Origin of the sequence: Pseudomonas sp. GM21 (genome assembly GCF_000282215.1) — a bacterium.
Classification (GTDB): Bacteria; Pseudomonadota; Gammaproteobacteria; order Pseudomonadales; family Pseudomonadaceae; genus Aquipseudomonas.
Genome location: NZ_AKJS01000080.1, coordinates 33,479 through 47,995 on the forward strand (window position 1 = coordinate 33,479; position 14,517 = coordinate 47,995).

Here is a 14,517-nt window from a genome sequence, read left to right on the forward strand (position 1 = left end):
TTACGAATGGAGGCTCATCATGAGCGCTGTTATCACGCCTGCAGATTTTAACGATTACAAAGTCGCCGACATGTCCCTGGCTGCCTGGGGCCGTCGCGAAACCATCATCGCCGAATCCGAAATGCCTGCCCTGATGGGTCTGCGCCGCAAATACGCCGGTGAGCAACCGCTCAAAGGCGCGAAAATCCTCGGCTGCATCCACATGACCATTCAGACTGCCGTGCTGATCGAAACCCTGGTTGCCCTGGGTGCCGAAGTACGTTGGTCGTCCTGCAACATTTTCTCGACTCAAGATCAGGCCGCAGCCGCTATCGCTGCTGCCGGCATCGCGGTTTTCGCCTGGAAAGGCGAGACTGAAGAAGAGTACGAGTGGTGCCTGGAGCAAACCATCCTGAAAGATGGCGCGCCTTGGGATGCCAACATGATCCTCGACGACGGCGGCGACCTGACCGAGCTGCTGCACAAGAAATACCCGGCGATCCTGGACCGCGTCCACGGCGTTACCGAAGAAACCACCACTGGCGTACACCGCCTGCTGGACATGCTGGCCAAGGGCGAGCTGAAAATCCCGGCCATCAACGTCAACGACTCGGTGACCAAGAGCAAGAACGACAACAAGTACGGCTGCCGTCACAGCCTGAACGACGCGATCAAGCGCGGCACCGACCACCTGCTGTCCGGCAAGCAAGCGCTGGTCATCGGTTACGGTGACGTGGGCAAGGGTTCGGCCCAGTCCCTGCGTCAGGAAGGCATGATCGTCAAGGTTTCCGAAGTTGACCCGATCTGCGCCATGCAAGCCTGCATGGACGGCTACGAGCTGGTTTCGCCGTTCATCGACGGTATCAACAACGGCACTGAAGCAAGCATCGACAAAGCGCTGCTGGGCAAGATCGACCTGATCGTGACCACCACCGGTAACGTCAACGTTTGCGACTCGAACATGCTCAAAGCCCTGAAAAAGCGCGCTGTTGTCTGCAACATCGGTCACTTCGACAACGAAATCGACACCGCTTTCATGCGCAAAAACTGGGCGTGGGAAGAAGTGAAGCCACAGGTTCACAAAATCCACCGTACCGGCCCGGGCGCTTTCGACGCTCAGAACGACGACTACCTGATCCTGCTGGCCGAAGGCCGTCTGGTTAACCTGGGCAACGCCACAGGCCACCCAAGCCGCATCATGGACGGTTCGTTCGCCAACCAGGTGCTGGCGCAGATCTTCCTGTTCGGCCAGAAGTACGCCGACCTGTCGCCAGCCCAGAAAGCCGAGCGCCTGACCGTTGAAGTACTGCCGAAGAAACTCGACGAAGAAGTGGCCCTGGAAATGGTCCGCGGTTTCGGCGGCGTTGTGACTCAACTGACCAAGACCCAGGCCGACTACATCGGCGTGACCGTCGAAGGTCCGTTCAAGCCGCACGCTTATCGGTACTGACAGCAGCTGCGAGCTACAAGCTTCAAGCGGCAAGTAAAAAGCAGTTCGTTTACTTGAAACTTGAGGCTTTCTGCTTGCTTCTTCATAGCAATTTCGCAGCCACAAGCTGCAAGCCGAAGCATGCCAAATGGGCACGACCCCCACTTGCAGCTTGAAGCTTGCAGCTTGCAGCTGGAGGCCCCCTCCATGTCCCAAGACCGTCGCTACAGCTTCGAGTTCTTCCCTACGAAGACCGACGCTGGGCATGAAAAACTGATCGCCACTGCCCGTCATCTGGCGACCTACAACCCTGACTTCTTCTCCTGCACCTACGGCGCTGGTGGTTCGACCCGTGATCGCACCCTCAACACCGTGTTGCAGCTCGAAAGCGAAGTGAAAGTCCCTTCCGCACCGCATATGTCTTGCGTGGGCGACAGCAAGGACGACTTGCGCGGTTTGCTGGCCCAGTACAAGGCCGCGGGCATCAAGCGTATCGTTGCCCTGCGCGGTGACCTGCCTTCGGGCATGGGCATGGCCAGCGGTGAAATGCGCCACGCCAACGACCTGGTCGAATTCATTCGTGAAGAGACCGGCGATCATTTCCACATCGAAGTCGCCGCTTACCCGGAAATGCACCCGCAAGCGCGAAATTTCGAAGACGACATCGCCAATTTCGTGCGCAAGGCCAAAGCCGGAGCCGACAGCGCGATCACCCAGTACTTCTTCAACGCCGACAGCTACTTCTACTTTGTCGAGCGTGTACGGGCGCTGGGCGTGACTATCCCGATCGTTCCGGGGATCATGCCGATCACCAACTACAGCAAACTGGCGCGCTTCTCTGACGCCTGCGGCGCGGAAATTCCACGCTGGATTCGCAAACAGCTGGAAGCGTACGGGGACGACACCCAAAGCATTCAAGGCTTTGGTGAGCAAGTCATCACCGAAATGTGCGAACGCCTGTTGCAAGGTGGTGCACCCGGCCTGCACTTCTACACACTGAACCAGGCTGAAGCGAGTCTGGCGGTGTGGAACAACCTGAAGTTGCCGCGCTGAAACAGTGCAAAATCATGAAAAGGCTCTGGCGAAATCCAGGGCCTTTTTTATGGGACGCACTTTGTGCCAGAGCTTCTGGATCGGGCTTCTGGCTCTTTATGATTTCTCGTCGTAATCTCAAGCCATGCCCTTGATTTCGCAATTTATGACAGTGCTGCTTTTTACTTGCCTGAGCTTTGCCGCTCGGGGCGAGAAGCTGCGCATTGTCACTGAGCCCTGGGCGCCCTACGTCTACGAGGAAAATGGCAAATCCATGGGGCTGGATTACGAAACCACAGCCATAGTCTTCAAACGCCTGGGGATCGAAGTGGACTGGCAGTTCCTGCCGTGGAAACGCTGTCTGTCGATGCTCGAAACCGGCCAGGCGGATGGTGCACTGGACATTTTCCACAGTGATGAGCGGGACGCGACCCTGCTCTATCCCGCCGAGCCACTCTCGGAAGTCGAATTCGTGATGTTCTACGCCAATGCCCGACCTCATCCTTTTCGCACCCTGGAGGATCTGAAAGGCCTGACCATCGGCACGTCGCCGGGCTATCTCTACAGTAAGGACTTCAGCGAATCGGCGCTGTTCACCCGTGAACCGGCGCCGACCCATGAAGCCAACTTCGGCAAGCTGGTACGCGGGCGAATCGACCTGTTGATCACGGATCGCCGGGTCGGCCAGCACTTGCTCGATCAACTGGGTATCCGCAACAAGATCACCGAAAACCCGACAGTCATCAGTCACCAGAGCCAGTTTCTGGCGGTCCGCAAAAATGCCGGCATGGATTTGCTGGTGCAACGTTTCGGTGCCGAGCTCAAGCGGTTCAAGCGCGAACCTGCCTATGCGGAGTTGAGCGCCCGTTACGGCGCGGGCCCCGTCGCCGCCATCAAAGTCACCACGGCGACTACGCCCCCTGTAAAAACCGTTGAGCAGCAGGAAAGCGGCGCGCAGTGATTGCTCTGTTATACTCCGGCCTTCCCGCCAGGCTCACGCCCGGACGCTCGGACTTGTTATAGGCATCTTGACCCCGCTACAGCGCAGCTCTTCAGCCCGCGCGAGCGCTCCAGACGAGCTTTCAAGGCCCAGCAGAACCGGACGGGATTGCGTTCCTCTTAAACGCCATTCGCGCCAGGCAAGACTCCCATTGGGCCAAGCCCTAACTAAAACAGGATTACTCATGTCCTTTGCTTCCCTCGGTCTCTCCGAGGCTTTAGTCCGCGCCATCGAGGCAGCGGGCTATACCGAGCCTACTCCGGTGCAACAGCGGGCCATTCCCGCCGTGTTGCAAGGTCGCGACCTGATGGTTGCGGCACAGACAGGTACTGGTAAAACCGGTGGCTTCGCCCTTCCGATTCTGGAACGGCTGTTCCCTAACGGTCACCCGGACAAATCCCAGCGTCATGGCCCGCGCCAACCGCGCGTTCTCGTCCTGACCCCGACTCGCGAGCTCGCGGCTCAAGTCCACGAGAGTTTCAAGGTCTATGCCCGTGACCTGAAGTTCGTCAGCGCGTGCATCTTCGGCGGCGTCGGCATGAACCCGCAGGTTCAGGCCATGTCCCGTGGTGTTGACGTGCTGGTGGCCTGCCCTGGCCGCCTGCTCGACCTCGCTGGCCAAGGCAGCGTCGATTTGTCCCACGTGGAAATCCTCGTGCTGGACGAAGCCGACCGCATGCTCGACATGGGCTTTGTCCATGACGTGAAGAAGGTCCTGGCCCGCCTGCCAGCCAAACGGCAGAACCTGCTGTTCTCGGCGACGTTCTCCAAGGACATCACCGACCTCGCCGGCAAATTGCTGCACAACCCGGAACGCATCGAAGTCACGCCACCGAACACCACGGTCGAGCGTATCGAGCAACGCGTATTCCGTCTGCCCGCCAACCACAAGCGTTCGCTGCTGGCCCACCTGATCACCGCGGGCGCCTGGGAACAGGTGCTGGTGTTCACCCGCACCAAGCACGGCGCCAACCGCCTGGCCGAGTACCTGGACAAACACGGCCTCAGCGCCGTCGCGATCCACGGCAACAAGAGCCAGAACGCTCGCACCAAAGCCCTGGCCGACTTCAAGGCCGGCGAAGTGCGCATCCTGGTCGCCACCGACATCGCCGCTCGCGGCCTGGACATCGATCAGTTGCCACACGTGGTCAACTTCGAATTGCCAAACGTCGACGAAGACTACGTTCACCGTATCGGCCGCACTGGCCGTGCCGGTCGTTCGGGCGAAGCGATCTCGCTGGTCGCGCCGGACGAAGAGAAGTTGCTGAAAAGCATCGAGCGCATGACCAAGCAGAAGATTGCCGACGGCAACCTGATGGGCTTCGACTCCAGTGCTGTAGAAGCCGAGAAGCCTGAAGTGCGCGAGCGTCCGGATGTGCGTAACCCGCGCAACCCACGTGGCCCGCGCGGCGACGGTCCGAACGGCACCGGCGGTGGCGGCGGTCGCAAGGACAAAGGCAAGGACAAGGGAGGCAAGGAAAAACCTGCCGCCACTGCCCGTGGCGATCGTCCGGCGCGTGAACACAAGCCACGCGAAGGCACCCCGGCTCGCGAGCAACAACGCCCGGCACCACGCGCTGCTGCTGACCGTGCTCCGGATGAGTTCCTGGACGACGATATCGATAACTTCGGTAACCGCGTTGACTACGTTCCTCAAGCCAAACCGGCTCAGGGTCGTGGTCGCCGTCCGGGTGCTCCGGCACAAGGCACAACCGCTGGCGCAGGTGCTCCGCGCACCGGCGGCAAGCCTCAAGGTCGCCAAAGCGGTCCGCGCAGCAGCGACGGCGCCACCACCGGCACGCCGCCGGCCAAGCGCAGTGGCCCACGCAGCGGTGCTCCACGTGACGGTCAGGCCCGTCGCGAAGAAGGCCGCAACCGCCGCCCTGCCCGGGACGATCAGCCACGTTCGGAACCGGCCGTGCAAAACCCGCGCAGCCCAGCGCCGAAGATCATTCACAAGGAGTCGAAAACCGATCGTTTCCCGACTCCTGAGCAACTTGATCAACTGCCAGGCCGTCCGCGAGGCGAAAAACCAGCGTTGCTGACCCGCAATCGCTAAGTTTTTCCAGCCATAAAAAATGCCCCTGATCTCACGGTCAGGGGCATTTTTTTGGACTGACGAATACCCCTGTGGGGCGGCGGTGCGACGATTCGACTTGCCCGCGATAGCGTCAGTCCATCAAACATTGATGTTGACTGACCCACCGCCATCGCGGGCAAGCCCGCTCCCACAGCGGTTCGGTGGTGTAGATAAAAATCTTGTTCAAAAAAAAACGCCCCCGATCATGAGATCGAGGGCGTTTTTTGTGTCAGGCGCGAAAGTTATTTCGCTTTCACACCTTCAAAGGTCACGTACATTTCAACCGCATCGGACGATGGGCCCAGGTCTTTCTGCTTGCCGAAATCGGAACGCTTGAGGTTGAAGGTGCCCTCGAAACCGGCACGGTAGCCGCCCCATGGATCTTTGCCTTCACCCAGGAAAGTAGCCTTGACCACGATTGGCTTGGTCACGCCAAGGATAGTCAGGTCACCCGCCACGTCGGCAGTGTCTTTGCCAGCGGCGTTTTTGCCGGTGGGTTTGACGCTGGTGGAAACAAACGTGGCTTTGCTCCCGTTGAGGAAGTCTTTGCTGGAGATGTGTTTGTCACGCTCCGCGTTGTTGGTAAAAACGCTCGCAGTATTTACGTTGAACTCGATCTTGCTGTCTTCCGGCTTGGCAGCATCAAAGCTGAACTTGCCGTCGATGTCCTTGAAAGTACCGGTGATGTAGCTGTAACCCAGGTGGCTGATCTTGAAGTCAACGAAGGCGTGCTGGCCTTCCTTGTCGACGACGTAGTCAGCCGCCATCACGTTGGCGGACAGCAGGGTCGAACCGATTGCCAGAGCAGCGAGTGTTTTTTTCAACATGCTTTCTATTCCTTTGGAGTCGAGGTTGAACATCAGGCTTTGCGCCCCAGCATTCGCGTCAGGGTCACATCGCGATCTATAAAGTGGTGTTTCAGTGCTGCCAACGCATGGAAGCCGGAAAAAATGACCAGCACCCACGCCAGGTACAAATGAATCACACCGGCGGTGTCTGCCTGATCCGGTAGTCCGGAAACCAGCGCAGGAACTTCAAACAGGCCAAACACCGGGATCCCGACGCCTTCTGCGGTGGAAATCAGGTAACCGGCAATCATCACAACGAACAAATTGAGATACAGAAACAAATGGCCGAATTTGGCGCCCAGGCGCGTCATGCGGCTATAGCTTTGCAGCGTAGGCGGCGGTGGGCTGATGAAGCGCCACAGCAACCGTAGAACCATGACAGCCAGCAGTACCAGACCAATGCTCTTGTGCAATTCCGGCGCTTCTTTGCGCCAAGTGCTGTAGTAATCGAGATCGATCATCCACAACCCCAATGCAAACAGACCGAAGACCGCCAGCGCCACGCCCCAGTGCATGAAGATGCTGACCCAGCCGTAGCGAGAGGTAGAGTTTCGTAGTTGCATTGCCAAGTCCCTGTAAGTGCTGGCCCAAGACTAACGAGTTATCTATCGAATTAAAGCCGAAAATTTTGCTTTGAAATATCGAGAAATACGATCAAGAGATTGAAATAGGTGTGTTAAGGAAAGATTAAAGACCACTGCGTGAGAAAAAATGCACTCCGACTAGAAAACACCTACTCCCCGGGCTTTATTCGATTCCCGCTACTGGTTTTCTTCAGGCATAAAAAAACGCGACATCTCTGCCGCGTTTTTTTAACCCCGACGCTTACTGCGCCTTGGTAACCGTTGTCGCTGTCGCAGCGGGTTTAGTCGCTGGTTTCTTCACCGGAGCCTTTTTGGCTTCGGTTTTGGCGGCAGGCTTCTTCGCCGGAGCTTTCGCCGGTGCCTTTTTGGCGGGCTCGGCTTTTACTGGCGTTGCAGGCTTCGGCGCTTCGACAGGTGCCGGTGCAGCTACCGGAGCTGGAGCCGGTGCGGGTGGAGTGACAGGCTCAGGTGCCTTGACCGGCTCTGCCTTCTTGGCGTCATCCGAACCACCGAACAGGTTGCTGAAGAAGTTACCTTTCTTCGCCGCCACCGCGCCGGCTGCCGCTGCGGTCGCCACTTTCGCCGGCTCAAACGACTTGCCCGCCGCCAAGTCTTCAACCTGACTGGCCGCACGCTGGCCGGTGCGCAATGCGCCTTCCAGGGTGCCTGGGTACAAGGTATCAGTGTGTTCGCCGGCAAAGGTTACACGCTGAATCGGTCGCTCCCACAGGCGCCAGTATTTGCTGATCTGGCCCGGACCGAAGGCCAGGTAAGCGCCGCCCATCGTAGGGTCGGTGCTGTAGCGGCGCAGTTCATAGCCGGTGAACGCACCACGCGCCTGCGGATAAAAGGCGTGCAGGCGAATCAGCACTTGATCGACGACTTGCTTGTCACCAAACGCCTGCATCACGCGTGCGTTGTCGCCAGCCAGGTTGATCACCACATTGGCGCCGCCCTTCGGTGCCGGCTCGATCCACAACATGCCAAGGCCGGTGTTACTGAAGATCTCGCCGGACATGCGCGCTTTGGGTTCCCACACCGGCGTCTTGAACTTCAGCATGATCTGGTCGTGCCAACCGTAGTTGGTGCCTTTGATGGCGTCCATATGCTTGGCATCCAGCGACGGGGTCATCTGGATCTTGCCCAGTGCGCGCAACGGCACGGCCAACACCACGTAGTCCGCTTGATAGCCGACGCTACCGACTTTGACGGTCACGCCGTCCTTGTCCTGAGTGATCGACGAGACAGGGGAGTTGGTCTTGATGGTTTTCAGCTGTTTGACGAAAGCGTCGGCCAGCATCGGGCTGCCGCCCACCAGTCGCGACGCGCGCAGATCACGATCGGAGGTGCCACGGTAAACACGGCTCTGTTGTGCGAAGTACAGCAATGACAGGCGCGAAGGTTCGTCATAGCGGGTACGAATCTGCTGATTCACCAACTGACGGGCCGTGGTTGGCAGGTTCAGACGATCGAGCCAATTGGCCACGTTGATCTGGTCCAGCGCGAACAGTGTGTTGTTGGCGGCCGGGTTCTGCGGGTCGTCAATCGAGCGCGCCAGATCATCCACGGTTTTTTCGTAGCGCTTGAGCGCTTCCGCGGTGGCTGGCTGCTTGGTCGCCAGATCGGCGGCGGTAATGTATTCACCGTCGATCAGGTAGCTCGGCGTGCGCACGAATTCAGGGGCTGGCGTGGTGCTCAGCTTGAAGGTCGACACGTACTTGTTCAGCACCGGCTGAGTCTTGTCGTTGCCGATCCACTCGCTGGTGGCCATGCCGGAGCGACCGCCCAGGCTCGACTTGGCTTCCAGAAGCGTGACCTGCCAGCCTTTGCTCTGCAGTTCGTAAGCTGCGGTCAGGCCAGACAGCCCGCCACCGACCACGATCACGGTTTTATCCTTGGCCAGCGCAGACACGCTGAACAGCCCCAACATCACCAGCGCACAGGCGCGCAGCCAACCGACAGACATTCAGCGAACTCCGGAAATACATGTGGAAAATACGGTTTTACGAGTCAGTCGACTCCAGGAACCGCGAAGGATACGTCAGGCTTCAGACGCCCGCCAGCAACGTCTATCGTCCTATACAAAGTAGCTCAATCGACACAATGGGTTGTCCCCACGCCACGCATTGCATAGGCTTGCGCGATTGTTTGCCCGCCTACGTCGCGGGTAGCCTCGAGGAGACAGAAAATGGGCCTGAATAAACAGTGGATGGAACGCGATCTCGCGGTGTTGTGGCATCCCTGCACCCAGATGAAAGACCACGAACAGCTGCCGCTGATCCCGATTAAACGCGGGGAAGGTGTGTGGCTGGAAGACTTCGAAGGCAAGCGCTACCTCGACGCTGTCAGCTCCTGGTGGGTCAACGTGTTTGGCCACGCCAACCCGCGCATCAATCAGCGCATCAAGGATCAGGTCGATCAACTGGAGCACGTGATCCTCGCCGGCTTCAGCCATCAACCGGTGATCGAGCTGTCCGAGCGACTGGTGAAGATGACTCCCGAAGGCCTGACCCGGTGCTTCTACGCCGATAACGGTTCGTCCTGCATCGAAGTCGCGCTGAAAATGAGCTTTCACTACTGGCTCAACCGCGGTGCGCCTGCCAAGAAGCGCTTTGTCACCCTGACCAACAGCTACCACGGCGAGACCATGGCGGCGATGTCGGTGGGCGACGTGCCGCTGTTCACCGAAACCTACAAGGCGCTGCTGCTGGACACCATCAAGGTGCCGAGCCCCGATTGCTACCTGCGCCCAGACGGCATGAGCTGGGAAGAGCACTCACGCAACATGTTCACCGCCATGGAACAGACCCTGGCAGAGAACCATGACAGCGTCGCGGCAGTGATCGTCGAGCCGCTGATCCAGGGCGCTGGCGGCATGCGCATGTACCACCCGGTTTACCTCAAACTGTTGCGTGAAGCCTGCGACCGCTATGGCGTGCACCTGATCCACGACGAAATTGCCGTCGGATTTGGCCGCACCGGCACGATGTTCGCCTGTGAACAGGCCGGCATCCGCCCGGACTTCCTCTGCCTGTCCAAGGCCCTGACCGGCGGTTACTTGCCGCTGGCGGCCTGCGTGACCACTGAAGACGTCTACAGCGCTTTCTACGACGACTACCCGACCCTGCGCGCCTTCCTGCATTCGCACAGCTACACCGGCAACCCGCTGGCGTGCGCCGCCGCACTGGCGACGCTGGATATCTTCGAAGAAGACAACGTCATCGAGAACAACAAGGCCCTCGCTCAGCGCATGGCCTCCTCCACCGCGCACCTGGCCGACCATCCGAACGTCTCGGAAGTGCGCCAGACCGGCATGGTGCTGGCCATCGAGATGGTCAAGGACAAGGCTACGAAAGAAGCCTACCCGTGGCAGGAACGTCGCGGGTTGAAGGTGTTCCAGCACGCACTGGAACGCGGTGCTTTACTTCGACCGTTGGGCAGCGTGGTGTATTTCCTGCCGCCGTACGTGATCACGCCGCAGCAGATCGACTTTCTGGCCGAAGTGGCCAGCGAAGGCATCGACATCGCGACGCGCGACAGCATCAGCGTGGCGGTGCCGAAAGACTTCCATCCCGGCTTCCGTGATCCGGGCTAACACTGATCGTTCCCACGCTCCGCGTGGGAACGCAGCCAGGGACGCTCTGCGTCCCAAAAAGCGGACGCGGAGCGTCCGGTGAGGCATTCCCACGCAGAGCGTGGGAACGATCGAATTCACTAGAGACCCAAGATGAGACTGTCCCGCTTCTTTATCGACGCCCCCCTGAGCACCGGCGAACACGAGTTGCCCGAAGCCCAGGCCCATTACATCAGCCGTGTGCTGCGCATGGCCGAGGGCGATGCCTTGCAGTTGTTCGACGGTTCGGGACACGAGTTTCGCGCCACGCTGGTGGAGGTTGGCAAGAAACGCGTCGTCGTGCAGATCGATGAAAGCTTCGCCGGGCAGGTTGAATCGCCGCTGGCGATCCATCTCGGCCAGGGCCTGTCCCGGGGGGAGCGCATGGACTGGGCGATTCAGAAAGCCACCGAACTGGGCGTCACTGAAATCACCCCGATCTTCAGCGACCGCTGTGAAGTCCGGCTGAAGGACGAGCGCGCCGACAAACGCCTGATGCACTGGCGCCAAGTGGCGATCAGTGCTTGCGAGCAATGTGGGCGGTCTCGGGTGCCGGTGATTCACCCGCCGCTGCTGCTGGTGGATTGGTTGAAGCAGACTGAAGCGCAGTTGAAGCTGGTGCTGCACCCGGTGGCGGAGCCGCTGGTGAGTCATGCGAAGCCGGGGACATTGGCGTTTCTGATTGGCCCGGAAGGTGGATTGTCCGATGCTGAAGTCGATCAGGCCAAGTCGGCTGGTTTTCATGCTGCCCGACTGGGTCCGCGGGTGTTGCGCACAGAGACTGCGCCGGTGGTGGCGTTAGCGGTCGCCCAACAGCTTTGGGGTGACTTCTAGGGCCTCATCGCGGGCAAGCCCGCTCCCACAGGGATTTTTGGTGATTCGCCGATTCAATGTGGGAGCGGGCTTGTCGGATCGCCGCACCGCCGCGATGGCCGCGACGCGGTCTTAAAGGACATAAAAGAAAATCGCCACAAAGTGCAGCAAGCTCCCGGCAATCACAAACAAATGCCAGATCCCGTGGGCATGCCGCAAACGATGATCCAGGGCAAAAAAGATAATGCCCACGGTGTACAAGATCCCGCCCGCCGCCAGCCACGCAAACCCCGCAGTGCCCAGCGTCGCGAGTAACGGTTTGACCGCCACCAGCACGATCCAGCCCATCACCGCGTAAATCACGATCGACAGAATCCGTGCTTCAGAGCGCGGCTTGATCTCTTGCAGGATGCCGATCAGCGCCAGCCCCCAGACAATCCCGAACAACGTCCATCCCCATGGCCCGCGCAGGGTCACCAGGCAGAACGGTGTGTAACTGCCGGCAATCAGCAGGTAGATCGAAAAGTGATCCACTTTCTGCATGATCGCTTTCTTGCGCCCGCGCACGCTGTGGTAAACGGTCGAGGCGCTGTACAGCACCATCAAGGTAAAACCGTAAATCGCCACGCTGACAATCTTCCACGGGCTGCCGTCCATGCTGGCGATCACCAGCATCCACACCACCCCGACTGTTGCCGCCACGGCCCCGACCAAATGCGTCCAGGCGTTCAATCGTTCCCCGTGATACATGCGTTGCTCACCTCAAAATTCACTGCAACATCGCGCAAACTGTAGAGGCTGTCGAGTGGAACGAGGTTGCGGTCAAAAATTCGCAGCCTCGTTTCACTCGACAGCTCCTACATAGCTCCCACAAAAAAGATCGCATGCGTGCACAATCGAGCCATTCGAATAAGAGTCCAGGCCATGCTGATCGATGAAGAATTGACCCTGAAAAAACTCGAGGTGTTCCTGGCCTTTATGCGCACCGGCAACCTTGCTCGCGCGGCCGCCGAGTTGCAGACCAGCAACGTCAGCGTGCATCGCGCCATCCATTCCCTGGAAAGCGCCCTGCGCTGCCCGCTGTTCAAACACGAGGGCCGTAACCTGACGCCGCTGGAAAGTGCGTATGTGCTCGAAGAACGGGCGCAGAAGCTGATTCAGGACGTGGTCGAAACCGTGCGCCTGACCCGCGAAGCTGCCGGCTTTTCCGCTGAACGCTTCAAGCTCGGCTCGCTGTACTCACTGACCGTGAAGACTGTGCCGCAGTTGATCATGGGCCTGAAAATCCGCCGCAGCGAACTCAACATCGACTTGATCCTCGGTTCGAACTTCGACCTTTTGTACAAGCTCAAGAACCTGGAAGTCGACGCGATCCTGGTGTCGCTGGACGAGAGCGTCAACGACCCGGACTGTGAGCAGATTGCGCTTTTTTCGGATGACATTTTTCTCGCCACGCCGGCTGACTCGAAGTTTGCCCAACGCGCCGAGGTCGATCTGGCCGAAGTGCGTGACGAGACGTTTATTACCCTGACGCAGGGCTTTGCCACGCACCAGGACGGTAATCGGGTGTTCAAGCAGGCGGGCTTCGAGCCGAAAGTGGCGATGCAGGTGAACGACATCTTCACCTTGCTGAGCATGGTCAGCTCGGGGGTAGGTTATGCGTTGCTGCCGGGGCGGATTGCGGCGGTGTATGAGAACCGGGTCAAGCTGATTCCGTTGCAGGAACGCTATCGGTTGCAGCAACACATTGGCGTGGTGTTCTTGAAGGCCAAGGAGCGCGATCCGAACTTGCTGGCGTTGTTGGCGGAGTGCCGGATGTACGCCAATCGCCAGCCCTGAAACCGTGTCACGGCCATCGCGAGCAGGCTCACTCCCACCTTGGAATGCAATTCCCTGCGGGAGCGAGCCTGCTCGCGATGGCGTCGGTACATTCAGAGTCGATGCTTCGGTTTAACCCACAATCCCGCGAACAATGAAGTACAACAACGAAGGCCCCAGCAAGCACCCAAGCCCGGTGTGGAAAGTCGCCGTCAACGCGCCATATGGCACCAACCGCCGATCCGTCGCCGCCAGCCCGGCCGTCACGCCGCTGACCGTCCCGGCCAACCCACCAAACACCATCGCCGAACGCGGGTTATCCAGGCCCATCCAGCGCGCCGCCATCGGCGTGCCGACCATCACCAGAATCGCCTTGATCAACCCGGTGGCAATCGACAACGCCATCACATCGGAACTGGCGCCAATCGCTGCCCCGGTCACTGGCCCGACGATGTAGGTCACCGCTCCCGCGCCGATGGTAGTCATGCTGATCGCATCACGATAACCAAACGCCCAAGCCATGCTCGCGCCGACAATGAACGGCAAAATGGTGCCCAGCAAAAGCGCAATCACACCAATCAACCCGGCCTTTTTCGCTTCGGTGGCCTGAACTTCGAATGCAGTGGCGACAATGGCAAAGTCGCGCAGCATTGCGCCGCCCATCAAACCAATGCCCGAGAACAATGTCAGGTCCGCAAGGCCTTTTTGCCCGCCGGTCATGGTTCCGCCAACCCACGCCAGGACCAGCCCGATAACAATGGCAATCGCCGAGCCGTGAATCCTCCCGAATGTCAGCCTCTTCGACAAGACAACCGACACCCACATGATTACGCCAACAAATGCGAACGCGGTGACCAGACTGTTCGTGGTCAGGCCTTTCTCGATGGATTCCCACATATCAACGACCTCCTACAGGTGTGCCGACCGGGGTAATGTCCACCGGTTCATCGGGCAAGGGTTCGCCTTTATGCGTCCGGCTGATCAAGGCGATGGTGCAGCCACAGAGCACCACCGAGCCGATCGCCGCGAGCACCGCCACTGGCCCGCCATGCAAGGCCGTCACCACGTTTTGTTGCGCGGCCATCGCGACCACTACCGGAATGTACATGGCGCCCCAGAAACCGACGCCCATCTCGCAGTCCTTGGTCATGCCGCCGCGCTTTTGCATCCACAACCGCGCGCAAATCAGCAGGATCATCGCGATCCCGACCCCGCCAACGTTGGATTTGACGCCCAGCAACATGCCAAGCGCATCGCCCATGATCACTCCCGCCAGCGTACAGATCGCCAACAGCGCCACACCGTAAATAATCATTGTTGT

13 protein-coding genes are annotated in these 14,517 nt (G+C 59.4%); 7 read left to right on the forward strand and 6 right to left on the reverse strand.

The annotated features are described in order from the left end of the window. Positions 1 to 19: 19 nt before the first annotated feature. The 4 genes from ahcY (at position 20) to PMI22_RS16680 (ending at position 5,499) form a co-directional block, all read left to right on the forward strand. The gene (gene ahcY / locus PMI22_RS16695) at positions 20 to 1,429 is read left to right on the forward strand and encodes an adenosylhomocysteinase (RefSeq protein WP_007945450.1); all 1,410 of its coding nucleotides are present in this window, start codon (positions 20 to 22) and stop codon (positions 1,427 to 1,429) included. Between the two features lie 186 nt (positions 1,430 to 1,615). Continuing rightward, entirely contained in the window at positions 1,616 to 2,461 is an 846-nt protein-coding gene (gene metF / locus PMI22_RS16690; RefSeq protein ID WP_007945451.1) for a methylenetetrahydrofolate reductase [NAD(P)H], read from the forward strand. Positions 2,462 to 2,585: 124 nt separating this feature from the next. After that, positions 2,586 to 3,401: a substrate-binding periplasmic protein gene (locus PMI22_RS16685; protein WP_007945452.1), complete on the forward strand. Its 816-nt coding sequence runs from the start codon at positions 2,586 to 2,588 to the stop codon at positions 3,399 to 3,401. Positions 3,402 to 3,624: 223 nt separating this feature from the next. Further along, the gene (locus PMI22_RS16680) at positions 3,625 to 5,499 is read left to right on the forward strand and encodes a DEAD/DEAH box helicase (protein ID WP_007945453.1); all 1,875 of its coding nucleotides are present in this window, start codon (positions 3,625 to 3,627) and stop codon (positions 5,497 to 5,499) included. A 263-nt stretch (positions 5,500 to 5,762) separates the two neighbouring features. Here the strand turns inward: PMI22_RS16680 and PMI22_RS16675 are convergent, their stop codons facing one another. From PMI22_RS16675 to PMI22_RS16665, 3 genes are all read right to left on the reverse strand, one after another. Beyond that, positions 5,763 to 6,347 carry a YceI family protein gene (locus PMI22_RS16675; protein ID WP_033049197.1) on the reverse strand — a complete coding sequence of 195 codons (585 nt, stop codon included), beginning with the start codon at positions 6,345 to 6,347 and terminating at the stop codon, positions 5,763 to 5,765. A gap of 32 nt (positions 6,348 to 6,379) precedes the next feature. Beyond that, a complete protein-coding gene (locus PMI22_RS16670) occupies positions 6,380 to 6,931 on the reverse strand; it encodes a cytochrome b (RefSeq protein ID WP_007945455.1) in 552 nt (183 codons plus the stop codon). Positions 6,932 to 7,193: 262 nt separating this feature from the next. Beyond that, positions 7,194 to 8,918, reverse strand: a complete 1,725-nt coding sequence (locus PMI22_RS16665) for a flavin monoamine oxidase family protein (RefSeq protein WP_007945457.1) — start codon at positions 8,916 to 8,918, stop codon at positions 7,194 to 7,196. Between the two features lie 222 nt (positions 8,919 to 9,140). Here PMI22_RS16665 and PMI22_RS16660 point away from each other — a divergent pair, with 222 nt between their 5' ends. Together PMI22_RS16660 and PMI22_RS16655 are read left to right on the forward strand one after the other, a co-directional pair. After that, positions 9,141 to 10,547: an adenosylmethionine--8-amino-7-oxononanoate transaminase gene (locus PMI22_RS16660; protein WP_007945458.1), complete on the forward strand. Its 1,407-nt coding sequence runs from the start codon at positions 9,141 to 9,143 to the stop codon at positions 10,545 to 10,547. Between the two features lie 132 nt (positions 10,548 to 10,679). Next, positions 10,680 to 11,399 carry a 16S rRNA (uracil(1498)-N(3))-methyltransferase gene (locus PMI22_RS16655; protein WP_007945459.1) on the forward strand — a complete coding sequence of 240 codons (720 nt, stop codon included), beginning with the start codon at positions 10,680 to 10,682 and terminating at the stop codon, positions 11,397 to 11,399. Positions 11,400 to 11,510: 111 nt separating this feature from the next. Here the strand turns inward: PMI22_RS16655 and trhA are convergent, their stop codons facing one another. Beyond that, complete coding sequence (gene trhA / locus PMI22_RS16650; RefSeq protein WP_007945460.1) at positions 11,511 to 12,128, reverse strand: PAQR family membrane homeostasis protein TrhA; 618 nt, start codon at positions 12,126 to 12,128, stop codon at positions 11,511 to 11,513. 174 nt (positions 12,129 to 12,302) lie between these two features. Here trhA and PMI22_RS16645 point away from each other — a divergent pair, with 174 nt between their 5' ends. Beyond that, positions 12,303 to 13,217 carry a LysR family transcriptional regulator gene (locus tag PMI22_RS16645; protein WP_007945461.1) on the forward strand — a complete coding sequence of 305 codons (915 nt, stop codon included), beginning with the start codon at positions 12,303 to 12,305 and terminating at the stop codon, positions 13,215 to 13,217. Positions 13,218 to 13,328: 111 nt separating this feature from the next. Here PMI22_RS16645 and madM read toward each other — a convergent pair whose 3' ends face one another. Together madM and madL are read right to left on the reverse strand one after the other, a co-directional pair. Continuing rightward, complete coding sequence (gene madM, locus PMI22_RS16640) at positions 13,329 to 14,093, reverse strand: malonate transporter subunit MadM (RefSeq protein ID WP_007945463.1); 765 nt, start codon at positions 14,091 to 14,093, stop codon at positions 13,329 to 13,331. A gap of 1 nt (position 14,094) precedes the next feature. After that, positions 14,095 to 14,511 carry a malonate transporter subunit MadL gene (madL, locus tag PMI22_RS16635; RefSeq protein ID WP_007945464.1) on the reverse strand — a complete coding sequence of 139 codons (417 nt, stop codon included), beginning with the start codon at positions 14,509 to 14,511 and terminating at the stop codon, positions 14,095 to 14,097. Positions 14,512 to 14,517: the final 6 nt, after the last annotated feature.